The 24,577-nt window shown below is 67.1% G+C and carries 19 protein-coding genes; 8 read left to right on the forward strand and 11 right to left on the reverse strand.

Translation table 11 applies throughout. The features are described 5' to 3' along the window. Position 1 precedes the first annotated feature (1 nt). Positions 2-1,948, reverse strand: a complete 1,947-nt coding sequence (locus VG502_RS08380) for a M13 family metallopeptidase (RefSeq protein WP_325549579.1) — start codon at positions 1,946-1,948, stop codon at positions 2-4. 88 nt (positions 1,949-2,036) lie between these two features. Next, positions 2,037-2,966, reverse strand: coding sequence for a hydroxymethylglutaryl-CoA lyase (locus tag VG502_RS08385; RefSeq protein WP_325549580.1), 930 nt, complete (start codon positions 2,964-2,966; stop codon positions 2,037-2,039). A 185-nt stretch (positions 2,967-3,151) separates the two neighbouring features. On the opposite strand from VG502_RS08385, the gene VG502_RS08390 reads away from it, so the two are divergent. Further along, positions 3,152-4,714 (forward strand): M20/M25/M40 family metallo-hydrolase, encoded by a 1,563-nt coding sequence (locus VG502_RS08390; RefSeq protein WP_325549581.1) that lies wholly within the window; start codon positions 3,152-3,154, stop codon positions 4,712-4,714. Between the two features lie 167 nt (positions 4,715-4,881). Then, positions 4,882-5,421 carry a YbaK/EbsC family protein gene (locus VG502_RS08395; RefSeq protein WP_325549582.1) on the forward strand — a complete coding sequence of 180 codons (540 nt, stop codon included), beginning with the start codon at positions 4,882-4,884 and terminating at the stop codon, positions 5,419-5,421. A 42-nt stretch (positions 5,422-5,463) separates the two neighbouring features. On the opposite strand, the gene betT is transcribed toward VG502_RS08395, so the two are convergent. The 3 genes from betT to VG502_RS08410 are packed head-to-tail and all read right to left on the reverse strand — an operon-like array spanning position 5,464 to position 10,764. Continuing rightward, positions 5,464-7,518: a choline BCCT transporter BetT gene (gene betT, locus VG502_RS08400; RefSeq protein ID WP_325549583.1), complete on the reverse strand. Its 2,055-nt coding sequence runs from the start codon at positions 7,516-7,518 to the stop codon at positions 5,464-5,466. Then, positions 7,515-9,257 carry a choline dehydrogenase gene (gene betA / locus VG502_RS08405; RefSeq protein ID WP_325549584.1) on the reverse strand — a complete coding sequence of 581 codons (1,743 nt, stop codon included), beginning with the start codon at positions 9,255-9,257 and terminating at the stop codon, positions 7,515-7,517. The genes betT and betA overlap by 4 nt, the downstream gene beginning before the upstream one ends. A 19-nt stretch (positions 9,258-9,276) precedes the next feature. After that, positions 9,277-10,764, reverse strand: a complete 1,488-nt coding sequence (locus VG502_RS08410; protein WP_325549649.1) for an aldehyde dehydrogenase family protein — start codon at positions 10,762-10,764, stop codon at positions 9,277-9,279. A gap of 128 nt (positions 10,765-10,892) precedes the next feature. Between VG502_RS08410 and VG502_RS08415 the strand changes: the two genes are divergently transcribed. The 3 genes from VG502_RS08415 (at position 10,893) to VG502_RS08425 (ending at position 15,031) form a co-directional block, all read left to right on the forward strand. Beyond that, complete coding sequence (locus VG502_RS08415; RefSeq protein ID WP_325549585.1) at positions 10,893-11,468, forward strand: TetR/AcrR family transcriptional regulator; 576 nt, start codon at positions 10,893-10,895, stop codon at positions 11,466-11,468. 89 nt (positions 11,469-11,557) lie between these two features. Continuing rightward, entirely contained in the window at positions 11,558-13,207 is a 1,650-nt protein-coding gene (locus tag VG502_RS08420; RefSeq protein ID WP_325549586.1) for a DNA repair helicase XPB, read from the forward strand. A gap of 150 nt (positions 13,208-13,357) precedes the next feature. After that, the gene (locus VG502_RS08425; protein ID WP_325549587.1) at positions 13,358-15,031 is read left to right on the forward strand and encodes a substrate-binding domain-containing protein; all 1,674 of its coding nucleotides are present in this window, start codon (positions 13,358-13,360) and stop codon (positions 15,029-15,031) included. A gap of 7 nt (positions 15,032-15,038) precedes the next feature. Here VG502_RS08425 and VG502_RS08430 read toward each other — a convergent pair whose 3' ends face one another. From VG502_RS08430 to VG502_RS08440, 3 genes are all read right to left on the reverse strand, one after another. After that, complete coding sequence (locus tag VG502_RS08430) at positions 15,039-15,680, reverse strand: response regulator transcription factor (protein WP_325549588.1); 642 nt, start codon at positions 15,678-15,680, stop codon at positions 15,039-15,041. Positions 15,681-15,685: 5 nt separating this feature from the next. After that, entirely contained in the window at positions 15,686-16,990 is a 1,305-nt protein-coding gene (locus VG502_RS08435) for a sensor histidine kinase (RefSeq protein WP_325549589.1), read from the reverse strand. Positions 16,991-17,168: 178 nt separating this feature from the next. Beyond that, a complete protein-coding gene (locus VG502_RS08440; protein ID WP_325549590.1) occupies positions 17,169-18,632 on the reverse strand; it encodes an NCS2 family permease in 1,464 nt (487 codons plus the stop codon). 93 nt (positions 18,633-18,725) lie between these two features. Here VG502_RS08440 and VG502_RS08445 point away from each other — a divergent pair, with 93 nt between their 5' ends. From VG502_RS08445 to VG502_RS08455, 3 genes are all read left to right on the forward strand, one after another. After that, a complete protein-coding gene (locus VG502_RS08445) occupies positions 18,726-18,980 on the forward strand; it encodes a DUF2530 domain-containing protein (protein WP_325549591.1) in 255 nt (84 codons plus the stop codon). Positions 18,981-19,043: 63 nt separating this feature from the next. After that, positions 19,044-20,483, forward strand: a complete 1,440-nt coding sequence (zwf, locus tag VG502_RS08450; protein WP_325549592.1) for a glucose-6-phosphate dehydrogenase — start codon at positions 19,044-19,046, stop codon at positions 20,481-20,483. A 308-nt stretch (positions 20,484-20,791) separates the two neighbouring features. Beyond that, a complete protein-coding gene (locus VG502_RS08455; RefSeq protein ID WP_325549593.1) occupies positions 20,792-21,556 on the forward strand; it encodes an IclR family transcriptional regulator in 765 nt (254 codons plus the stop codon). Between the two features lie 320 nt (positions 21,557-21,876). On the opposite strand, the gene VG502_RS08460 is transcribed toward VG502_RS08455, so the two are convergent. From VG502_RS08460 to VG502_RS08470, 3 genes are all read right to left on the reverse strand, one after another. Next, positions 21,877-22,725 (reverse strand): amidohydrolase family protein, encoded by an 849-nt coding sequence (locus VG502_RS08460; protein WP_325549594.1) that lies wholly within the window; start codon positions 22,723-22,725, stop codon positions 21,877-21,879. Positions 22,726-22,816: 91 nt separating this feature from the next. Continuing rightward, positions 22,817-23,554, reverse strand: coding sequence for an amino acid ABC transporter ATP-binding protein (locus VG502_RS08465; protein ID WP_325549595.1), 738 nt, complete (start codon positions 23,552-23,554; stop codon positions 22,817-22,819). A 131-nt stretch (positions 23,555-23,685) separates the two neighbouring features. Then, a complete protein-coding gene (locus tag VG502_RS08470; protein WP_325549596.1) occupies positions 23,686-24,564 on the reverse strand; it encodes an amino acid ABC transporter permease in 879 nt (292 codons plus the stop codon). Between the last annotated feature and the right edge of the window lie 13 nt (positions 24,565-24,577).

Raw genomic sequence — 24,577 nt, forward strand, 5'->3', positions numbered from 1 at the left:
GTCAGAAGATGCGGACCTGCTGCTCCTCCGGCAGGTACATCCCGTCGCCGTCGGCGACACCGAACGCCTCGAAGAACTCACGCAGGTTGCGGGCGACATTGGCACGCGCGTCGGCCGGCGAGTGCGGGTCGATCGTGAGCAGCCGCTTGGCCTCCGCCTCACGCGCCTTGCCGCACCAGACCTGCGCCCAGCCGAGGAAGAAACGCTGCTCCGGAGTGAAGCCGTCCAACTCGGGCGAGTCCTGCGTCTCCTGCGCGATCTGCCACGCCTTGTAGCCGATCGTCAGGCCGCCGAGGTCACCGATGTTCTCGCCGATCGTCAGCGCACCGTTGATCTTGTTGCCCGGGGCGTCGCGTCCCTCGAGACCGTTGAACTGCTCGATCAGCTTCTGCGACAACGCATCGAAGCGCTCCCGGTCCTCGTCGGTCCACCAGTCGACGAGGTTGCCGTCGCCGTCATACCGCGAACCCTGGTCGTCGAAACCGTGCCCGATCTCGTGACCGATGACGCCACCGATGCCGCCGTAGTTGACCGCGTCCTCGGCGTCGACGTCGAAGAACGGCGGCTGCAGTATGGCGGCCGGGAAGACGATCTCGTTCATCACCGGCATGTAGTAGGCGTTGACGGTCTGCGGAGTCATGAACCACTCCTTGGCGTCGACCTCGTCGCCGACACGACGCAGCATCCGGTCGACCTCCCACGCGGTGGCCGCGGCGATGTTGCCGATCAGGTCGTCGTGGCGAATCTCGATGTCGGAGTAGTCCTTCCACTCCTCCGGGTAACCGATCTTGGGCGTGAACTTCGCCAGCTTCTCCAGCGCCTTCGCCCGTGTCGTCTCGCTCATCCAGGACAACGTCTCGAAGTCGCGGCGGTAGGCCTCGACGAGGTTGGCGACGAGCTTCTCCATGCGCGCCTTGGCGTGCGGCGGGAAGTGCCTTTCGACATACAGCTGGCCGGCGGCCTCGCCGATCAGCGACTCGACGAGCGAGACGCCGCGCTTCCACCGCTCCCGGTTCTCGGGTATGCCGGACAGGGTGCGCCCGGCGAAATCGAAGCGCTCCTCGACCATCGCCTGATGCAGGTATGGCGCACGGTCCGACACCAGCCGCCAGGTGAGCCAGGACTTCCAGGCGTCGAGTGATTCGCTGGTCAGCGCCTCGGCGAATCCGGTGAGGAATGAAGGCTGCTCGACGTTGACCGGGTCGAGGATCCGCGCCTCGCCGCCCACGCCGTCGAGCCACGCGTCCCAGTCGAGACCGGGAGTGAGCGCCTCCAGCTCGGCCCGGGAGACCTTGTTGTAGGTCTTGACCGCATCACGCGACGTGACCCGGTCCCAGTGCGCCTTCGCGATGCGCGTCTCCAGGGCCATGATCGTGTCGGCCTGCGCGGCATCCAGACCGGCGAGGCCGAGCAGGCGCCCGATGTGCGCGACATACTGCGCACGCAGTTCGGCGTGCTCCTCCTCGCGGTAGTAGGACTCGTCCGGCAGGCCGATGCCGGCCTGCATGACGTAGAGGATGTTGTGCGCCGAATCCTTCGCATCCGCAATGGAATAGAAACCGATGAAGGAGTCGACACCGCGCCGGCTCAGCTGCCCACACGCCCGGACCAGGTCGGACGGCGAGCCGATCTTGTCGATGATCGCGAGGTCCTCGGCGAGCGCGCTCGCGCCGGCCTTCTCGATGCGTTCGGTGTCCATGAAGGACGCGAAGAGGTCGCCCACCTGCCGACGAGGCGTGCCCGGCTCCGAGGCGGACTCCGCGGCCTCCTCGATCAGCGCGTGAACAGCCGCCTCAGCGGACTCCCGCAGCCGGTCGAAGGTGCCGTAACGCCCTCTGTCCGAAGGGATCTCGGTCTGCGCGACCCAGGTGCCGTTGACGTGGCCGAACAGGTCGTCCTGTGGCCGCACCGATCGGTCGAAGTTGTCGGTGGTGAGACCAGACTTCATGTGTGCACTCCTTGTGGTTTCCCGCCCCCGCGGATATCAGACTGTGGCCCAACCTACGCGGCGAGCCGATGTATGTCGCCGGGTCCGCCTAACCCGCGAGTGCCCTGACGACACTCGACGGCGACGGTCGACCGAGTTGCTGCGCCATCCAGACCGACGTCTCGACCAGCTTCTCCAGGTCGACCCCGGTCTCGATGCCGAGCCCCCGGCACATCCAGACCAGGTCTTCGGTCGCCAGGTTGCCGGTGGCCGATTTGGCGTAGGGGCACCCGCCGAGGCCGCCGGTGGAGGCGTCGACGACGCGGACCCCGTGGCTCAGCGCCGTCACCGTATTGGACAGCGCCTGCCCGTAGGTGTCGTGGAAGTGGACGCCGATGCGGTCGGCGCTGATGCCCTTGTCATCGAGCGCGGCCAGCAGCGCGGTCACGTGGCCGGGCGTCCCGACGCCGATGGTGTCGCCCAGGCTCAGCTGGTCGCACCCGAGGTCCATCAGCTTGCGGCATACGTCCACGACCTGCTCGATCGGCACAGGGCCCTCCCACGGGTCACCGAAGCACATCGAGACGTAACCGCGCACCCAGAGGCCGGCGTCCTGCGCCCGCGACACGACCGGCGCGAACATCGCCAGCGACTCATCGACCGAGCGGTTGAGGTTCTTGCGGGCGAAGGTCTCGGTCGCCGAGCCGAAGACCGCGACCGCGCCGACGCCGGCTGCGAGCGCGTTGTCCAGGCCGCGCTCGTTGGGCACCAGCACCGGACGCGTGGCGCCCTTGCCGAGATCGCCGAGCCGCTCCATCAGCTCGCGCGCGTCCGCAAGCTGTGGGATCCACGACGGCGGCACGAACGACGTCAGCTCCACGGCGTCGAGTCCGGCTCCGACCAGCCGCTCGATGAACTGCGCCTTGACCTCGGTGGGCACGACAGCCTTCTCGTTCTGCAGGCCGTCCCGCGCGCCGACCTCGTAGATCATGATCGACTCGGGCATCGACGGCATCGACGCAACCTGTGGCAGCTCCATGGCCCCATGGTCGCACCGCGTGACGTGCGCCACGTATGCCGGGCTCGGGGTCGTTCGGCGCGCCGGAGCAACCGCTCGTCTCACCGCTGCGACCACTGATCGAACATGAGCCGCGCTTGACCCTGCTCCTCGCGCCAGTGATCGAGAGTGACCTGCATCACACCGTCACGTGCAAGGAGCCAACCGTGAATGACGCCACTGATCCGACCTCCCGAGGACGACTGCTCAACCGCAGAGGATTCCTGACCCGCGCGGGCGGGATCGCCGCCGTGGTCGCCGCGGGGGCGATCTCCGGCGAGTCGCTGCTCGGCAGCGACCACGCCGCATCGGCAGCCACACTGCGCCCGGGCAGGAAGGCGGCGGCAGCGGCCGACGATCCGCTCGCCCTGCTGCAGAAGATGATCAGCTTCGACACCCAGAACTTCGGCAAGGGCGGCAAGACCCGGCCGTATGCCGAGATGGTCAAGGGCCTGTGGGACGCCGCCGGCGTCTCCTCCGAGATCATCCCGACACCTCAGCCGGACAACGTCCACCTGCTGGCCCGGATCAAGGGCACCACCTCTGCCGCGCCGGTCCTGTTGCTCGGACACTCCGACGTCGTACCGGTGGAGAAGGAGCACTGGTCGGTCGACCCCTTCGCCGGCGTGGTCAAGGACGGCCAGATCTGGGGCCGCGGCGCCCTCGACATGAAGGGCATGAACTCGGCGAGCATCAGCGCGCTGCTGCGCCACCTGGGCGAGGGCGGCAAGTTCGAGCGCGACATCATCGTGCTCACCGACTGCGACGAGGAAGCCGGTGACTACGGGTCGTCCTGGCTGGCGAAGAACCACTGGGACAAGCTCGACTGCGGCATGGTCCTGACCGAGGGCGGCTGGTTCATCGCCCAGTCCGACAAGACCACACCGATGCTGATCACCGTCACCCGCCAGGACAAGGTCTACTTCAACCTCGACCTGTATGCCGACGGCACCGCCACCCACTCGTCGAAGCCGATGCCCGACTCGGCGATCGTCGGCCTGTCGCGCGCGGTCGCCGAGCTCGGGGAGTATGACGCGCCGGTCCATCTGACCGACGTGACCCGCGAGTACTTCGGGGCGTTGGCCGATGCGACCGACGACCGGCGGTGGGAACGCGCCATCCGGTTGATGCTGCACGCCCGTGGCCAGCACGCCCTGGAGCGCACCGCCGCCCTGGTGGTGAAGGGCTCGGATTACCCCTACCTGCACCACGCCCTGCTGCACACGACGGCGGCATACGTCATCGAGGACTCGGGGTACAAGGAGAACGTCATCCCGTCGGAGGCGCATGTGCGCGTCAACTGCCGCGGCATACCCGGCGGCGAGAAGCCGCGGGACTTCCTGGCGACGGTGCGGCAGAAGATGAAGCCCCGCGGCATCACCGTGAAGTTGGCAGCGCCCGACGGAGTGTCCGAGGCGGACTACCTCGACCAGCTGGACCACACCTGGGCCACCCCGGCGGCGGATATCAAAACGCCTCTCTACCAAGCCATTTCGAAGGCATCGGAGCAGACCTACCCGGAGGCGGTCTTCGCGCCGGCACTATTCGAAGCAGGCACGAGCCTCGGGCCGTGGCGCGAGCACGGCATACCCGGGTACGGCGTCTACCCGTACGTGATCGACAACGACCAGCTCGTCGCCATGCACGGCAACGACGAGCGGATCTACGTCGACGCGCTGAAGACGGGGACGGATTTCATGTACCGGGTGTTCGACCAGTTCCGCGCCTGAGCCGCCCGGGTGTAGCCACCCCTTCCACCGAGAGGACACCCCTTCATCGAGGGGACACGCGATCCGGACGATTTCGACCCAAATCGCCTGTCCTCTCGATGCATTGGGTGTCCTCTCGGCAAGTGGGTGGTGCCCGACCCGTCGTCGGGGAGTCATATCGTGGCGGCATGCCTGATGCACCCGACGGACGCGGCACCCTGACCTGGCACTCCGCAGCGGAGCGCATCGACCTGCTCGGCGATCCGGTCGCCAAGCAGGTCGATGCGGTCCCGGGTCTCGAGGTCGCCGAGATCGACCCGGAACTGGCCGACACCGCGGCGTTCTGCGAGCGCTACGGCTCGGCGCCGGAGCTGTCGGCCAACTGCGTCGTCGTCGCGGGCCGCCGCGGCGAGATCACCCGGTATGCCGCGGTGGTCGTGCTCGCCACCACGCGGGCCGACGTCAACAAGGCGGTGCGCAAGTTCCTCGATGTGCGCAAGTGCTCCTTCGCGCCGATGGACGACGCCGTCCGCCTGAGCGGGATGGAGTATGGCGGCATCACGCCCATCGGGCTGCCGGCCGACTGGCCGCTGCTGATCGACGAGCGGGTCGCGAACGCGCCGGCCTCCGTCGTCATCGGCTCGGGCCTGCGCCGTAGCAAGTGCCTCGTGCCGCCCGCCGAACTCGCCGCACTGCCGACTGCCGAAGTCGGCGCCTTCGCCGGCTGACCGGATGCGCGACCGTATGCCGGGCGCGGGGAGGCCGACGGCTCAGGCCAGCGCGTCGGCGGCTACGGCCTGCGACGAGGACCACCACTGGTAGTGGTCCAGCACGTCGTGACAGATCCGGTCCGCGGAGTAGTCGAGGACGTCATACGTGCCGCCGCCGGGCAGCGCCACCTCGAGGTTCGCGGTGAGGTCGTCGGCCTCGATCATCCGGGCGCCGTACGAGGGCGCCTTCGCCCGCCTGATCCGCACTGTGTAGCCGAACGTCGTGTCCGTGCCGCTTCCCGGCACCTCCAGCGTGGCCATCCGCACGATCGGGTCCGCCAGGTCGTCGGCGGTGACGATCCGCGCGTCGACGCCCTGCTGCACCAGCTCGTCGACCACCTCGTGCAGTGCGGGCAGGACCACGCCATCCAGCCGGCGGGACGCCTGCCGGAGGCTGACCGTGCCGAGGGACCGGCTCAACCGGCTCCGCCAAGTGCTCGGCCGACGCAGTTCCGGCCCGCCGATCGCGGTGGTGGGCAGTGCGGTTCGGAAGGCGCTGGCCTGTAGGCGTTCGGACTCCAGCGCCCGGTGCAGCCCGAGCATCACGAGGACCATCACCAGCGCGAACGGCAGCCCCATGATGATGGTGGCGTTCTGCAGCGCCGGTATGCCGCCGACCATCAGCATCGCCACCGTCAGCACACCGGTGGCGGCGGCCCACAGGATGCGCAGCCACGGCCTGGCATCCGTCTCGGAGTCCGGGAGGTCGGACGACAGATTGGCCATCACCAGCGCCCCGGAGTCGGCACTGGTCACGTAGAACAGCAGACCGACGAACGTGGCGAGACCGACGAGAACGAGCGGCAGCGGGTAGTGCTGCAGCAGGTCGAAGAACCCCTGCTCGGGCGAGTTGACCGCGCGCTTGCCGAAGCTGCCGTCACCGTCGCGGATCCGCTTCACCGCGCTGTTCCCGAAGATCGACACCCACATGATGATGTAGAGGAACGGGATGGTCAGCGTCCCGAAGACGAACTGCCCGATGGTGCGGCCCTTGGAGATGCGCGCGAGGAACATTCCGACGAAGGATGCCCAGGCGATCCACCAGGCCCAGAAGAAGAGGGTCCACGAGCTCATCCACTCGCTCGGGTGGTCGTAGGCCATCGTGTCCATCGTCATACCGGGGAACATCGAGACGAAGTCGCCGACGTTCATCACCATGGCACGCAGCAGGAACCCGGTGCTGCCGGTGACCAGGACCCACAGGGCAAGTCCGATCGCCAGCAGCACGTTCAGCTGGGACAGGAAGCGAATTCCCTTGTCGACACCGGAGACTGCGGACACGGTCGCCATGATCACCGCGAGCGCGACCAGCCCGCTCTGCGCCGGCAGGCCCTGGTCGATGCCGAACAGCACATCGAGTCCGACGTTCAGCATCACGACGCCGATCCCGAGCGAGGTCGCCACCCCGAAGATCGTGCCCAGCACCGTGGCGATGTCCACCGCGTCGCCCAGCCGACCGCGAATCCGCTTGCCCAGCACCGGATACAGCGCCGAGCGGACCGCGAGCGGCAGTCCCTTGCGGTGTGCGAAGTAACCCAGCGCGATGCCCATCAGGGTGTACATGGCCCAGCCGGTGATGCCGTAGTGGAACAGCGTCCAGACGGTCGATTCCCGTGCTGCGTCGAGGGTTCCGCCCTTGCCCTGTGGCGGGTGCAGGTACTGCGTGGCGGGCTCGGCCACCGCGAAGAACATCACGTCGGTGCCGATGCCCGCGGCGAAAAGCATGCACGCCCAGGAGAACGTGGAGAACTCGGGACGGTCCGAGTCCTTGCCGAGACGCACTCTGGGGTAACGAAATCCGACGTAGACGACGAACACCAGCACGGCCGTGGCGAGAGCGATGTAGAACCACCCGAACCCGCCGGCGATGGCGGTCACCGCGTCCCCGAGCGCCGCAGCCGCGGAGTCGGTGTCGAGCATCGCCCACCCGGCGACCGCGATGGTGAAGACACCGGACACGATCAGCACCGGCCACTTGGTGGCCGGTCCGGTGACGTGATCGTCGACGGTCCGCTGAGATTCCTCGGTCGCGGTGTTGGCCTTCCCGATGGTCATCGCGCCTCCCCGGTGATCGCCTGTTCGGCGCTGGGGACCGTCGGCCGGGCGTCCCAGGCCTCATTGCGTGGATCGCCCTGTGGGTGGATCGGCATACCCGCACCGGCGCGGTAGACGGGCGCGTGCTCGGGAGCCAGCGGAGTGTTCCCGGCGATCAGGTCGGCCGCCTTCTCGGCGACCATCATCACCGGCGCGAAGATGTTGCCGTTGGTGATGGTCGGGAACACCGACGCGTCGACGACGCGCAGGCCCTCGGTGCCGTGCACGCGCATCGACGCCGGGTCGACGACCGCCTGGTCGTCGGTGCCCATCTTGGCCGAACACGAAGGATGCAGAGCGGTTTCCGCGTCCTTGGCCACCCAGTCGATGATCTCCTGGTCGGTCTGCACCGACGGGCCGGGCGAGATCTCGCCGCCGTCGAACGTCGCGAACGCGGGCTGGTCGAGGATGTGCCGCGCCGCGCGGATCACCTCGACCCACTCCCGCCGGTCGCGCTCGGTGGACAGGTAGTTGAACCGGATGGCGGGCTTGTGCCGCGGGTCCGCATCCTTGATGCGGACGTGACCGCGCACGTCGGAATTCATCGGGCCGACGTGCACCTGATAGCCATGACCGCCCTCGGGCGCGCTGCCGTCATACCGCACGGCGATCGGCAGGAAGTGGAACATCAGGTTCGGGTAGGCGACGTCGTCGTTGGTGCGGATGAAGCCGCCGCCCTCGAAGTGGTTGGAGGTGCCGACGCCGCGGTTGAACAGCCATTCGGCACCGATGTATGGCGCCTTCCACTTCTTCAGCCAGGGCGCGATCGACACCGGCTGGACGCAGCTGTGCTGCAGGTAGACCTCCAGGTGGTCCTGCAGGTTCTCGCCGACGCCCGGCAGCTCGACCCTCGGGGTGACTCCGGCCGAGCGCAGCGTCTCCGGGTCTCCGACCCCGGCCAGCTGCAGCAGCTGCGGCGAGTTGAACGCGCCACCGCACAGGATGACCTCTCCCGCCTGCACCGTATGGCGCCGGCGCCCGGCACGCACGAAGTCGACCCCGGTGACGCGGTCACCCTGCCAGCGCAGCCCGGTCACCGTGGCCAGCGTGGCGATGTCGAGGTTCGCCCGGCCACGGACCGGCCACAGGTACGAACGCGACGCGCTCATCCGGCTGCCGTGGAACACGTTGCGGTCGAAGGGTGCGAAGCCCTCCTGGCGGTAGCCGTTCACATCGTCGGTGCGGGGGTAGCCGGCCTGCTCGGTCGCCTCGAAGAACGCCTGGAAGAGCGGGCTGCTGGCCGGGCCGCGTTCCATCTTGAGCGGGCCGGACCCGCCGCGCCAGGCGTCCGCGCCCGCCATACAGGACTCCATGCGCTTGAAGTAGGGCAGGCAGTGGGCGTAGTCCCAGTCCTGCATCCCGTCGAAGCTCGCCCACTTGTCGTAGTCGCCGGGGTTGCCGCGCTGGAAGATCATCCCGTTGATCGAGCTGGAGCCGCCGAGCACCTTGCCGCGTGCGTGCGCGACGCGGCGTCCGTTCATGAACGGCTCGGGCTCGGTCTCGTAGGCCCAGTCGTAGAGCGGGTTCCCGGCGGGGAACATCAGCGCCGCAGGCATGTGGATGAGTGGGTCGAAGACGAAGTCCGAACGTCCGGCTTCGAGGACGAGCACCGAGGTGGACTCGTCGGCGCTGAGCCGGTTGGCGAGTGCGGAACCGGCTGATCCGCCGCCGACGATGACGTAGTCGTAGCTCTGCTTCATGTCGCGAATTCCTCTGCGCTCAGTGGTTTTCGGGTATGGCGAACCAGCCGGCCGGGGCGGGCCGGGTGTTGTGCCAGATGTGTTTGGTCTCCTGATATTCGGCGAGCCCGTCGATGCCGAGCTCCCGGCCGATCCCGGACTGCTTCATGCCGCCCCACTCGGCCTGGGGCACGTAGGGGTGGTAGTCGTTGATCCACACTGTGCCGTGCCGCAGCCGGCGCGCCATACGCTCCGCGCGTCCGGCATCGTTGGTCCACACCGCCCCCGCCAGCCCATAGACCGTGTCGTTGGCGATCCGGGCGGCGGCGTCCTCGGCCTCGTCCCTGGTAGCACCGGAGAAGGTCTCGACGGTGAGCACCGGGCCGAAGGACTCGTCGTGCACGCAGTCCATCGCACCGGTGCAGTCGTCCAGCACGGTCGGCGGGTAGTAGGAGCCGACGGCAAGCTCTCCGCCGGCGCGCTGCCCGCCGCAGCGCAGGCGGGCGCCCTGCTGCACGGCATCGTCGACATACGAGGCGACCTTGCGCAGGTGCTCCTCGCTGATCAGCGGACCGGTCTCGGCGCTCTCGTCGAAGGGCCCGCCGAGCCGGATGTGCTCGGCACGACGCACGATCTCGTCGACGACCCGGTCGTGGATCTCCTCCTCCACCACCAGCCGGGCGCCGGCCGAGCACACCTGTCCGGAGTCGAGGAACACGGCAGTCACCGCGTTGTCGATGGCGGCGGGCAGATCGGCGTCGGCGAAGATCACGTTGGGGTTCTTCCCGCCGAGCTCGAGGGCGACCCGCTTCACGGTGCCGGCTGCGGCTGCCATGATCGTCCGGCCGGTCTCGACGCCGCCGGTGAAAGAAACCAGGTCGACCAGCGGCGCGGTCGTCAACGGTGCACCCACCGCTGCGCCACTGCCGAGCACCAGGTTCGCCACGCCGGCCGGCAGGCCGAGATCGTGCAGCGCGCCGACCAGCCAGGCCGCCGTCTGCGGGGTGAGCTCGCTCGGCTTGAGCACGAACGTGTTGCCGGCGGCCAGCGCCGGAGCGACCTTCCAGGCGGTCTGCAGCAGCGGGTAGTTCCACGGCGTGATCAGTGCGCAGACCCCGACCGGCTCGGTGACGACCCGGCTGGACACATCGGGTATGCCGGTGTCGATGACCCGCCCGGCGTGGGCCTGGGCGAGCGAGGCGAAGTGCCGGAAGACGCCGACGATGTCGTCCATGTCGATCCGGGATTCCAGCAGCCGCTTGCCGGTGTCGAGCGACTCGAGCCGGGCGACTTCTTCCTTCTCCTGCTCCAGCCGGTCGGCGAGCCGGTGCAGCAGCCGAGCACGCTCGGCCGAACTCGTGGCTGACCACTCCCCTGCGTCGAACGCGCGACGCGCCGCGTCGACGGCACGCGCTGCGTCCGTGGCGTCACCCTCGGGCACGGTCGCGACGACGGATCCATCGGCGGGACAGGTGATTTCGCGCTGATGGCCCGATGCGGCGTCGCACCATTGCCCGTCGATGAACATGCTCGTCACAGGTGTCCTCCGTGCATCCTCGGTTCGTGATCCCGGCGGGCCGGCTGTCGGCGTTGGTGGCGCAGCGCCCGTCGAGTCGATAACGACCGTTATATCATAACGGCCGTTATACTCGGCGTGTGAGAACTGCTCCCGTGCGTGATCGGCTGCTGGACGCCGCCGATGAGGTCCTCTTCATGGACGGCTCCGTCTCGACCCCGGTCGACGTCATCCTGCGCAGGGCCGGTGCTTCCCCGCCGAGCCTCTACTCGCACTTCGGCAACAAGGAGGGGCTGGTCACCGCAGCGCTGCAACGACGCCTGCGCGTGTGGACGGGGGTCTGGGACGACCAGATCTCCCGCGCCACCACGGATCGGGGGCGGTTGCTCGCGCTCTGGCCGGCGCTGCGGGTCTACCAGCGTGATCACCTCACCGAGCGCTGGTGCGCCTTCAGTGGCACCGCTGCCGCCATACCGAATCCGAGTGAGCAGCTGACGGCGGTGCTCGCCGAGGAGACGCAACTACTGCGCGACCGGTTGCTGGAGCATTCCCGCCCGATCGCCGGGCGCAGAGCCCGGCAGCTCGCGAGCGCGCTCTTCGTCGCCTACACCGGCACGATGGCCACGATGCTGCGGGAGGAGTATCACGCCGCGATCGACGAGGGTGAGGCGTCCGCGAAGGCCCTGGTCGCCCATTACGCGACCGAGCAGCGCTGATCGTCCGGGGTGACGCTGGTCTCCCGACGGAAGAAGCAGCCGGCTGCGGTGGTTACCTTTAATCGGCTACTTCTTGAAGGGACACCCGCGTGACCGACGGACCACTGATCGTCCAGAGCGACAAGACCGTGCTGCTGGAGGTCGATCATCCCCTGGCGACGGAGGCACGGCGCGCGATCGCGCCGTTCGCCGAGCTGGAGCGCGCCCCGGAGCACATGCACACCTACCGGGTGACGCCGCTCGGCCTGTGGAACGCCCGGGCCGCCGGCCATGACGCCGAGCAGGTCGTCGATGCGCTGATCCGCTACAGCCGCTACCCCGTGCCCAACCCGCTGCTGATCGACATCGCCGAGACGATGGACCGTTACGGTCGGCTGCTGCTGCGCAAGGACGACGAGGGTCGTCTGATCCTGACGACGACGGACACGGCCGTTCTCACCGAGGTGTTGCGGCACAAGAAGATCGCGCCGATGGTCGGTGACCGGCTCGACGAGTCGAGCGTGCTGGTGCACCCCTCGGAGCGTGGCGCGATCAAGCAGCAGCTGATCAAGGTCGGCTGGCCGGCCGAGGACGAGGCCGGGTATGTCGACGGCGAGGCCCACGCCATCGCACTCAACCAGGACGGCTGGTCGCTGCGTCCCTACCAGCAGCAGGCGGTCGACGGGTTCTGGCACGGCGGGTCCGGCGTCGTCGTACTCCCTTGTGGCGCAGGCAAAACCCTCGTCGGCGCGGGCGCGATGGCCGAGGCGAAGGCGACCACGCTCATCCTGGTCACCAATACCGTTTCGGCCCGTCAGTGGCGCGACGAGCTCCTCGCCAGGACGACGCTGACCGAGGAGGAGATCGGCGAATACTCCGGCGCACGCAAGGAGATCCGCCCGGTCACGATCGCGACCTACCAGGTGCTGACGCACAAGCGCAAGGGCGTCTTCCCGCACCTGGAGCTGCTCGACGCCCGCGACTGGGGCCTCATCCTGTATGACGAGGTGCACCTCCTGCCGGCACCGATCTTCCGGATGACGGCCGACCTGCAGGCCCGCCGCCGGCTCGGCCTGACGGCGACCCTCGTGCGCGAGGACGGCCGCGAGTCCGACGTCTTCTCGCTCATCGGCCCCAAGCGGTTCGACGCTCCCTGGAAGGACATCGAAACGCAGGGCTACATCGCGCCGGCCGACTGCGTCGAGGTGCGGGTGACACTGTCGGACAGCGACCGGATGGCCTATGCGACAACGGAACCCGACGATCGCTACCGTTTTGCGTCGTGCGCGCCGGTGAAGGAGGACGTCGTCGAGGAGCTGGTGCGCCAGCACGACGGCCAGCCGACACTGATCATCGGCCAGTACCTCGACCAGCTGGACGCGCTGTCCGAGCGACTCGGCGCCGATCTGATCACCGGTGAGACCCGAGTCGCCCAGCGGCAGAAGCTGTTTCAGCAGTTCCGCGACGGCGAGATCAACAAGCTGGTGGTCAGCAAGGTCGCCAACTTCTCGATCGACCTGCCCGAGGCGAGCGTCGCCATCCAGGTCTCCGGGACGTTCGGATCCCGCCAGGAGGAGGCCCAGCGACTGGGCCGCGTGCTGCGTCCGAAGGGCGACGGCCGCACCGCGCACTTCTACACCGTCGTCACCCGCGACACCGTGGACGCGGAATTCGCCGCGCACCGACAGCGCTTCCTGGCCGAGCAGGGCTACGCCTACCGGATCGTCGACGCCGATCAGCTGGGCGCACAACCGAACTGAGGTCACGCCTGCTCGAGGCCGTCGCCGGCTCGATCACGTTTCGGCCAGGAAAATGAAACGCGGCACCATACTCCTGTGACGTCGTCTATTTTCTGAGCACGGCCGGACGATCCTGTTGGCCGAAGCACGCACGCTGGAGGTCGGCCCGTCATGAGTCGCAGACACGGTCGGCACCGATCAGCCCAGCCGGCCCCTGCCGCAGAGGTCCGTCATCGGGTCGCCGAGCCGCGCAACCGCGGCGCCGTCGCAGCGGTGGTCGCGGGGATCTGCGTGCTCGCGATCGGCGGTACGGCGGTCGCCGTCACCCGCCCCTGGCAACACGGCACCACCGCGACCCCAGCATCCAGCACCACCGGATCGACGACGCAACCGTCGCCGGACGCGGCCGCCCAGCAAGTGCGGGTGTGGACCGGCACCACCGACAGCACGCTGATCTCCCGGCTCACGGCCACGCTCGGCCCGGCATACCGCGTCGTCGCAGCGAAGAACGCCGACGACGCAACGATCGACCTGCGCCCGGGGACTTCCGGCCCGGCCCAGGTCGGCACGAGCCCGGTGGTGCTGGCGATGCCCGCACCGATGGCGAAGGCGTTCGGATCTCCGACGACGGACAACCTGCAGCGCTGGTTCAACGGCAAGAACACCTGGTCGGGCAAGGGGCACGCCGGGTGGGGCGACTTCAGGGTCGCGGTGGCGGACCCGGCGACGTCGTCCACCGGCGCGATCGGGTATGGCGCTCTGCTGACCGCCGTCAACGGAAAGCCCGTGCCGAAGGCGCCCGACTACACCCGTCCGACCGCGGCGACCTACGCCATGGTCCACGTCGAACAACGTTCCGTCGTGGCGAAATCCGACTCCGCCGCACGTGGCCTGCTGGACGCGTCCGACGTCGCGACGTTCGCCAGGACCGCGAGCGCCGTACTCACCACGGAGCAGGCGATCACCGACCACAATGCGCGGGCCGGAGCCGACAAGCTCGTCGGGCTCCCCCTGCTCGGCGGGGCCGCAGCCGTGCCGATCGTCGCCGTCCCCGCGAAGGATCTCGACACGACGACGTTCCAGGGCATCCTCACCCGCCTGCGTTCTCCCGCCGGCCAGCAGGCACTGCGCGCGGCCGGTTATCGCAGCCTCACCGGAGAACGGCCGGACACCGCCGGAGCCGCCAACCTCGCGAAACCGGTTGCTGTCACGGCCGATTCGCTCAATGCATCACGCAGCGCGTGGCGGACCGCGCACCAGCGCAACTCGACGGTGGCGGTGCTGGACCTGTCCGGGTCGATGACGGAGAAGTTCCCCGGCACCAAGACGCCGAAGGTCGCGATGATGCAGCAGTTGCTCAAGGTCGCCTACCGCCTGGCATCGCCGGAGCAGCGGTCGACCATCTGGTTCTTCGCCAACCGACCGGGTGGTCCCGTTTTCGACGACGTGCCGCTGGCCCTCGGCACGCCGTCACACATCAAGCAGATCAACTCGGCCCTCGATCACGCCAAGGCCGGTGGCGGCACCCCGGTCTATCTGGCCATCGAGCGCGCCTACGGCTACGCCGTCACGAATTACGCTCCCGGCAGGGTCAATCGGGTGCTCGTCCTGTCCGACGGCGCCAATGAGGACGCCGGCAACAAGGTCACGCTGGCGCAGGTCAAGGCGTATGTCGCCGAACGTTTCGACCCGAAGAAGCCCGTCACGCTCACCATGGTGCTGCTCAACCCCGGAGAGAACTACAAGGGCCTGGAACAGGTCGCGGCCGTGACCAAGGGCAGCGCGACGACCCTCAGCAAGATGTCCGAAGCGCCGAATGTCTTCCAGAAGGCGCTCTTCGGCTGACGGCTCTCTAGTCTCGCAGGAACGCCAGCACCGCGAGCACCCGCCGGTGGCCGGCGGTGTCGTCGGGCGACAGCTGCAGCTTGGCGAAGATCCGCTGGGTGTGCTTCTCGACAGCCCCCGACGTGACGACCAGGCGCGCGGCGATCGCGGCGTTGGACAGACCCTGTGCCATCAGCGACAGCACTTCGCGCTCACGAGGTGTCAACGACGTCAACGGATCTCGTCGCCTGGTCATCAGCTGCGCCACGACCTGCGGGTCCAGCACGGTGCCGCCACCGGCGACGGAATCGACGGCGGCCAGGAACTCGTCGATGTCTCCGACGCGGTCCTTGAGCAGGTAGCCGATGGCTCCGATGCCGGCCGCGAGCAGCTCATCGGCATACGCCTCGACGACATACTGTGACAGCACCAGGATCGGGGCATCCGGCCACTCCTGCCGGATCCGCACCGCAGCTCGGAGTCCTTCGTCGGTGCCGCTGGGCGGCATACGCACGTCGGTGATGACCAGGTCGGGGCGTTCGCGCAGGGCTGCTTCGACCAGGGCCGTCCCGTCACCGACGCCGGCCACCACCTCGTGCCCGGCGTCGCCGAGGATCAGCTGCACTCCCTCTCGTAGCAGCGTCGAGTCGTCGGCCACCACGATTCGCATGGAAGTCAGGTTAGGGGAATCACCGCCAGCACCGTGGTCGGTCCGCCGATCGGCGACTCGATCGTCAGCGTGCCACCCACCGACCGCACGCGGTTCTGCAGGCCGACGAGTCCGCTGCCCTTCGACAGGTGAGCACCGCCGCGGCCGTCATCGGTGACGGACACGACCAGGTCAATCCCGTTGACCTGCAACGAAACCAGCCCGCTGCGTGCCGCGCTGTGCTTGGCGGTGTTGGTGAGTGCCTCGGAGACGACGAAGTATGCCGCCTGCTCCAGGTGCGGCGGCAGGATCACCTCGTTCAGGTCCGCCTCGACCGTGACCGGGATCGTCGCGCGACCGGCGGCCTCACGGACCGCGGCGACCAGCCCGCGGTCGGACAGCACCGGCGGGGCGATGCCCTTGGAGAGTGCGCGCAGCTCGTCCAGCGTCTCCTGCGTCGACGCGATCGCCGCACGCAGCCCGAGGATGGCATGTGAGTCGTCACCCACCTGTCGCTCCATCCGGGCCAGGTCCATCTTCAGCCGGACCAGCCGCTGCTGCGGGCCGTCGTGGATGTCGCGCTCCAACCGCGCCAGTTGCGTGGACTCCGCCACCCGGCCCGCCGCGCGCGACTGTGTCAGCTCGACGATCTTCGCCTCCTGCTGGGCGCGACCGAGCAGCGCCGTCGAGACCAGAGCCTGCGCCCGCGCCAGCCCGATCATCACCAGCGGCAGGGTGATCAGGAAGATCAGTCCGACCAGCACGTTCACCGCAGCGGCCGCACCGAAGGAGTGCGCGCCGATCAGATCTGCCAGGTCCTGGTTTCCGTTGTGCCCGTGGAAGATCCAGCCGTATGCCGGCCACGTGGTGGCGGCGATCGCGATCGACCACCAGGTGATCGTGAGCACCCAGGTGACGGTGGAGACGATCCACGAGACGAGGCTCCAGACCACCTCGAGCCAGACACTCGGGCTGCTGACGACGCGGACGGCGTAGTCGACCCAGCGTTCCCGGGGCGCCCGTGCCAGCCGGCGCGCGGGCGGTGCGTCCAGTCCGACCAGTCGCGACACCATCCGGCGCTCGAGTGCGGCGGCACCGGCCGCGCAGCCGATGGCGAGCGGAATCGACAACGGTGCCAACAGGATCGAGAACGCCGTCGACACCAACGTGATGTTGACGATGAAGATCGCCAGCTGGAACGGCCACGCGAGCAGCAGGTAGAGGGTGCTGTGCAGAGTGCGGCGCACCAGCCCGGGTCGGCTGTCGCCCGATGTCCCGACCGGCTGTGTCCCGGCCCGCGAGTCGTCGCTCATCACGTGTGAATATGCCATGGCTCGACGTTAGGAACACGGCGTTCCCGAAGCGATCCCGTGCACCGGTCAAAGGAAGGTCGGGCCAGCCCGACCCTGCGGGTCGAGTAGGGGGAGCCCCAAGGCGAGCGGCGTATCGAGACCCGGGATCTCGATACGCCGCTCGTCCCTCACGGCACTCGATCCGCTCGGGAGAGCGTCAGAAGATCTTGTCGAGGATGTCCTGGACCGGCGCGATGGCGAAGTAGATCACGAAAAGCCCTGCGATCAGCCACATGAGCGGCGGCACCTGCTTGACCCGACCACGGGCCAGCTTCACGACGACGAACGCGATGCAGCCGGCACCGATGCCGACCGTGATCGAGTAGGAGAACGGCATCAGCACGATCGTCAGGAACGCCGGAATGGCGATGTCCCAGTCGTGCCAGTCGATCCCGCCGACCTGCTGCATCATCAGGAAGCCGACCAGCACCAGCGCGGGCGTGGCTGCCTCGTAGGGCACGACCTCGACAACCGGCGACAGGAACGTGGCCAGCAGGAAGAGAGCGCCGGTCACGATCGCGGCGAGGCCGGTGCGGGCGCCCTCGCTGACACCGGCGGACGACTCGATGTAGCCGGTGTTGGAGGAGACCGACGCCATACCTCCCGCAGCGGCGGCGACAGAGTCGACGACCAGGATCTTCTGCGCGTCGACCGGTGTCCCCGTCTCGTCCAACAGGTCGCCCTTGCTGCCGATCGCGACCATCGTGCCCATCGTGTCGAAGAAGTCGGCGAGCACCAGCGAGAAGATCAGCAGCAGTGCGGTGATCACGCTGATCTTGCCGAACGAGCCGAAGAGGCTGAAGTCGCCGAGCAGTCCGAAGTCGGGAGTTGCGATCCAATCCGACGGCAGTTTGGGCACATTCAGGCCCCACCCGGTCGGGTTCGTCCTGCTCTGCGCACCCTGGTGTCCGATCGCCTGGACGATCACCGCCAGCACGGTCGTGCCCAGAATCGCAATCAGTATGGCGCCCTTCAGCTTTCGCACGTAGAGCGCGATCACCGCGATCAGGCCGACGCAGAAGACCAGCAGCGGCCAGCCGTTCAGCCTGCCGTCGACACCCAGCTCGACCGGAGTGCCCGCGCCGGCCCGGATGAATCCTGCGTCGAAGAACGCGACGAAGGTGATGAACAGACCGATGCCCACACTGATCGCGGTCTTCATCGGCGGCGGGAGCGCCTTGAACGCCGCGACCCGGAAACCGGACAGCACGAGCACCAGCATCACGATGCCCTCGAGCACGACCAGGCCCATCGCGTCGGCCCATGTCATGTCGGGCAGCGCCGCGATCGAGAATGTCACAAAAGCGTTGAGCCCCAAGCCTGTTGCGATCGCCATCGGGTAGTTGGCGATGGCGCCCATCAGGATCGTCATCACTCCCGCGACCAGCGACGTCGCTGCTGCGACCTTGGCCAGCTGCGGGTCCGACCCCCCGCCGAGGAATGACCCGTGGCCGCCGTTGTCCTTGACGGTGCCGATGATCAGCGGGTTGAGCACGATGATGTAGGCCATCGCGAAGAAGGTGACCAGACCACCACGGATCTCCCGGCTGACCGTCGAACCTCGCTCGGTGATCTTGAAGTACCGGTCCAGCGCGTTCGGCGCCATGGCGGGTGAACTCATGGGCAGCAGCGTACCGGCGGGCCGGCGGCCACCTTTCGGGCGAAGCAACGACCGCGCCGAGTCAGCGGGATCTGTTTGGTTAGGCTGCTGCTCGTGAGCGACTCCAGCCCCGAGGAACCCGCAGAGGTCTCCGCCGATGACCTGTTGCCGGTGAAGGTCGACGTGCTGCGCGTCCTCGAGATCGGCACCGCGCTCTGGGTGATCGCACTGGTGTTGACCCTCGTCATACCGGCGCTGCATCAGGACGGTCGTGACTGGTGGCCGTGGACCTGTGTCGCGGGTGCCGTCCTCGGTGGCATCGGCTGGGCCTACATCAAGCGCGGCCGAGGCAACGCCAGCGCCGCCTAGACACCCCGAGACGCGAGCGACCCCGCTTCACACAACGGCGGCCGAGGGTACAAGGTTGGGGGTATGACGCCAGACGCCATGCAGGATTCGACCACTTTCGTCCTCTTCGGTGCGACCGGTGACCTGTCCCGGCGCAAGCTGCTGCCCGGACTGTTCCATCTCTTCGACACACACCTGCTCGCCGACCTGCGGGTGATCGGCACTTCGCTGGAGGCCATGTCGCGCGAGGAGTTCGTCGAATTCGCCAAGAAGGCGATCCAGGAGTTCAGCAAGCACCCCGTCGAGCCGAAGGTGTGGAACGCCTTCGCGAAGCGACTGCACTACGTGCCCGGCGCCGAGGGACCTACCGCACTGCGCAACTGCGTCACCGAGGCGGAGCAGGACATGGCGCCGCCGATCCAGCACCTGCACTACCTGAGTGTCCCGCCCAAGGCGGCGCTGGACGTCATACAGACGCTCGAGGCGGCCGGGCTGGTCGACGGCTCCCGCGTCATCATGGAGAAGCCCTTCGGCACCGACCTGGCGAGCGCGGTCACGCTGAATGCCGCCGTGCACAGGGTTTTCGACGAGTCGCAGATCTACCGCATCGACCACTTCCTGGGTAAGGAAGCGGCCCTCAACATCCTCGCGTTCCGCTTCGCCAACGGACTCTTCGAGCCGATCTGGCACCGCAACTTCATCGACCACGTGCAGATCGACGTGCCCGAGGAGCTCAGTCTCGAAGGTCGCGCGGGGTTCTACGAGGGCACCGGTGCCTACCGCGACATGGTGGTCACGCACCTGTTCCAGGTGCTGGCGTTCACCGCGATGGAGCCGCCGACGTCGCTGGATCCGGAGTCGATCACCGAGGAGAAGAACAAGGTCTTCCGCTCGATGGTGCCGCTCGAACCGACCGAGGTGGTGCGCGGGCAGTACCAGGGCTACCGCGACGAGAAGGGCGTGGACCCGGAGTCGGAGACCGAGACGTTCGTCGCGCTGAAGTGCCGCATCGACAACTGGCGCTGGGCCGGTGTGCCGTTCTACCTGCGCACCGGCAAGAAGCTCGCCGAGGGGCAGCGCATCATCTCGATCGCGTTCAAGGAGCCGCCGAAGTCGATGTTCCCGTCCGGGTCCGGCGTCGGCCAGCAGGGTCCGGACCACCTGACCTTCGACCTCGCCGACGAGGCGCGAGTCTCGTTGTCGTTCTATGGAAAGCGGCCCGGCCCCGGCTTCCGGATGGACAAGGTGTCGATGCAGTTCGCGGTGCAGGACACCGGCTGGGCCGGTTCGGTGCTCGAGGCCTACGAGCGCCTCATCTACGACGCCGTCCGCGGCGACCACACCCTCTTCACCACAGCCGAAGGCATCGAGCGCCTGTGGGAGATCAGCCAGCCGCTGCTGGACAACCCGCCTCCGGTGCGCCCCTACGCAGCCGGCTCCTGGGGACCGAATCAGATCCACCAGCTCGTCGCGCCCAACGCCTGGCGGCTGCCGTTCGAGCGCAAGTGGCGCGAGCCGAGTTGAGTCGGCTGGCGACCCAACCAACCGCCGTCGTGTGACTATGTCAGATGTTCGTGTAGGCACCGCTGTGTGCCAACATGCCGACCTAGCTGACATCGATGAACCCTGTCGGAGGCGTTCGTGTCGCTCACGATGATCGTGCGGCTAGGGAAGGTGAAGCGGGTCTGAAGTCCAGCGGGCTCCGGAGTGTCCGCCGGCGCGGCCAAAGTAGCCTCTCAGGGACGCGTCGCTACGCCAGCCTTTCCGGAGCAAGCAAGATGTTGCTATCATAGGATGATATTTACTATTGCGAGCTCGATATAGGAGGGTTGATGGCTGCGGAGTCCGTCCCCGAACGCTCAGTCATGCGGTCCGTTGAGCGTGCACTGGACGTGATCGATACCTTGGGCGAGAGCGGTCGCCCGCTTCGTCTGGCTGATGTGGCGCGGGCGACTGGATTGCACATTGCGACGGCGCAGCGGATTCTGCGCGTTCTAGAGCATCGCGAGTACGTTTCGCTCAATAGTGGCGTCTATAGCAATGGTCCAGCGGTGCTCGCCGCTGCCCATTCCTACCAAGTTGGGAACCAATTGGTCCTCGCGGCAATGCCAGTTCTCCAGGAACTTGCGACAGTTCTCGGCGCGACCGCGTCTTTGTCGGTCCGGATCGGTAAGTCGCGTGTGCTCGTGGCGCGGGTTGAGGGCAGCAGTCCTCTCCGCTACCAATTGCCTATCGGCGGTAGACTGCCCCTTCATCTTGGTGCGGGTAAAGTGTTTCTCGCCTACATGAGTTCCGAAGAGCGCACTAAAGCACTTGAGGGAATTTCTGAGATCGTCACTGCTGCTGGTGAGCACATTCCGATGGCCGAATTCGGGTCGATTCTCAAAAAGGTCGCGAAACAGGGGTATGCCGTCTCGAGCAATGAACGCGTCATGGGCGCGACCTCCGTGAGCGCACCTGTACGCGTTGCTGATGGAAGCGTTGTGGCCGCCCTGCAGGTTTCGGGCAGCCACGAAGACCTGCAGGGAGAGCGGCTCGATGCCATGCCGCGTGAGCTTGTCAATGCTGCGGCGAGCATCGCTCAGCGCTGCCGTTGACAGCCACGTGAGCTGGGTCGAACCTCGTCAAAGAATTGCGAAAGCGTTCACAGGCGAGCCGACGCCGCCCGGGAGATTGAGGGGTCTCGCCGAGCGAATAACGAGTAGCGCCCGGCGTGGGCGCACTCCGCAGCGAGTTCGTCGAGGTGCCGAGGGGGCACCCGAGCGTTGCGATGAGTTCTTTGGTGCATCATGCCGCGGTCTTCCCTCGTATCGCTGCGAACGCGTCCGGGCCGAGCAGCGCGAAGTGGGAGTCCCAGAGCCATTCGAGGAAACTTCTGGACTGTTCGTACTGAACCACATGACGGTGCGCGACCTCCTCATCCGTGTGCCCATCCACGCACTCCACCGGCGTCCGTTTCGCCGTCGTGAAACCCGTAGAGCCGAGCGGCATTGTCGCTGAAGACCATCGCGCGCACCTTGTCGTTCGGTAGCCAACTGCTCACCAGGTTGAATGAGTGTTCGTCGTCAGGTGGCGAAGCTATCGTCGGGTGTGGCCAGTCGCTCCCCCACACCATGCGATCTGGTGCCGCGGCAGCGAGCTCGCGGACCGTGTCGCCTACGTCATCGAAGCCAGGGGCGCCACGCTGGCTGGATAGGTAGGGTCCGGAGACTTTGACCCAGGCCTTCCCGGCGACAAGGAGTTCCTTGATCAGCCGGAACTCCTTGCTTCGCTTTCCTGTCGGTTGAGGGACCTTCGCCAGGTGATCGAACACGAGCTGCACCGGCAGGTCCCTGAGAGACGATGCCGCCGCGAGCAGCGCCTGTGGCGGGAGGTTGATGTCAAGATGCCAGCCAACGCGCGAAGCGATCTCCGCGAGTTCTTGAATTTCCTCCGCGAGTGCATGTGCTGACGGTGACTGGGCCCTAGTGTAGAGCCGTATACCGGCAATCCCCGCCGCTTTCAACGCGCGTAGGGCGTGCAGGTCCAAAAGGGGATCTATCACGGCGACGCCGCGTGCCGACGGTCCGATGCGAGAGATCGCGTTGACCGTCGGGCGGTTGTCGTTGCCGTGATATGACGGCTGTACTACGACCACTCGCCGCACGCCGAGCCGCTGCCGTGTCGGCTCGTAGTCGGCCGGACCACGGTCGTCAAAAGGGTTGCCATCAGTGAGCGAGCAGCGATGATCGTAGAAGTGAATGTGGCAGTCGCATAAAGCTTCCACATCGCTCTCCGTCCTGTTCGGGTTGGTATCGTCCTATCGTGTGCCATGGCGCGGTGCGCCACGCCCGGCTGGCGGCGATCGGCCGCCTCACCTATGCAGTCGCCATGCCGAGGTACTCGCGTGCTTCGGACGTTTGAGGCGACCTGAAGAATTCGTCAGCTGGAGCGTCTTCCACGACTGCGCCAGCTGACATCAGGACTACTCGCTGCGCGATGGAGCGGACGAAATCGACCTCGTGGGAGACGATGATCATCGTCATCCCGTCCTTTGCGAGGTCCCTCATCGCCCGGAGCACCTCTTCAGTCAGTTCCGGATCGAGCGCAGATGTCGGCTCGTCGAACAGCATCAGTTTCGGCTCGAGCATCAGACTTCTAGCGATGGCGACACGTTGCTGCTCGCCCCCGGAGAGTTCACGCGAGAATGCCTGGGCGCGGTGCGCCATCCCAACCTTCTCGAGCAGATGCATCGCTCGCTCCTTGAGTTCTGACTTCTTCCCAAGGCGGAGGACGGTCGGCGCGAGCATGAGATTGTCGAGCACGTTGAGGTGGGGAAAGATGTTGTAGTCCTGCGACACCAACCCCATGCGGCGTCGTTGGCGGCTGACCTCTGACTCTTTCAGATCGTGCAACACTCCGCCGTGCACCCGACGGCCGACTGGTTCTCCGTCGAGGAGGACACAGCCTCGGTTCGGCATAGTGAGGGCGTTAATGCATCTCAGCAGCGAGCTCTTGCCAGCGCCCGACCGTCCCACGATGCACGCGACCTCGCCGGACCGAACCTCAAGGCTGACGTCTTTCAGCACATGGACGCCGTTCAAGGTCAGATCCACATGCACGATACTTACATCACTCATGGTTCCGAACGCCCTTCGTTGATGGCTTCCTTGGTGGATGAAACTCGACTTTTCGGCGGAAGTACGAAAATGGGCTGCCGTGCCTGTCGGGACACGGGCGGGTGCGCCTAGCGCGAGCCACGGGCACGGCGCTCGAGCCACCTCTGGAGAACGGTCGCGCAGCTTGTGATCAGCAGGAACCAGAGCGATACGACGATCAGGAGCTCAATAACGGTGAACGTCCGTGAGTAGATTCCCTCGGCTTGGCTCAGCAGGTCGCCTCCGCCGATAGCGCTGACAAGCGTCGTTTCTTTGAGCACAATGATGAACTGGCTTCCGCTCGGCGGCAGCATGACTCGCAGCGCGATGGGCAGCACGACTCTACGTTGACGCTGCCACCACGTGAGTCCCAGACTCGCGGCAGCCCGCACGTACCCGTCCTCGACAGAGAGGATGCCCGTGCGGACGATTTCGCTGAAGTATGCGCCGTTCGCGACAGCGAGGGCGACCGCGGATGTCACGAAAGGCGTGAAAATGCCGCCGAAGCGAAACGCGAGGAGGCTGTCCGATGAGCCTGGCGGGCCGACGTCGATCACCGTCACGAACAGGGTGATGTTGCCCCAGAAGAGTATTTGCACGAGCGTCGGGACGCTTCGGAAGACCCAGACGTAGAGCAATCCGAGGCCGCGCAGGACGGGATTCTTGCTTACGCTCGCCAGGCCTGACGCGATACCGATGAGGATGGCTCCGGCGAGACCGGCGACCGCCAGCAGCGCCGTGGTCTTCAAGCCGTCAAGGATCAACGGATCGAATACGTAGGTGCCGACCGTGCCCCACTCGAGGTGGCCGTGCCGGCCCACCGATCGGAGCAGGACGAAGAGCACTATAGCGACTACGACGCCCGTGACCCACCACGAGAGGCGGCGCGGGGCAGCCACCTTGGTCGGCACGTCCCACGTACCCGTGTTCTCGTCACGCCTGATCTCGGCGTTCAGGTTCTGCGGCATGGTACTCACCCGT

This window comes from Flexivirga sp. (assembly GCF_035551235.1).
Taxonomy (GTDB): Bacteria; Actinomycetota; Actinomycetes; order Actinomycetales; family Dermatophilaceae; genus Flexivirga.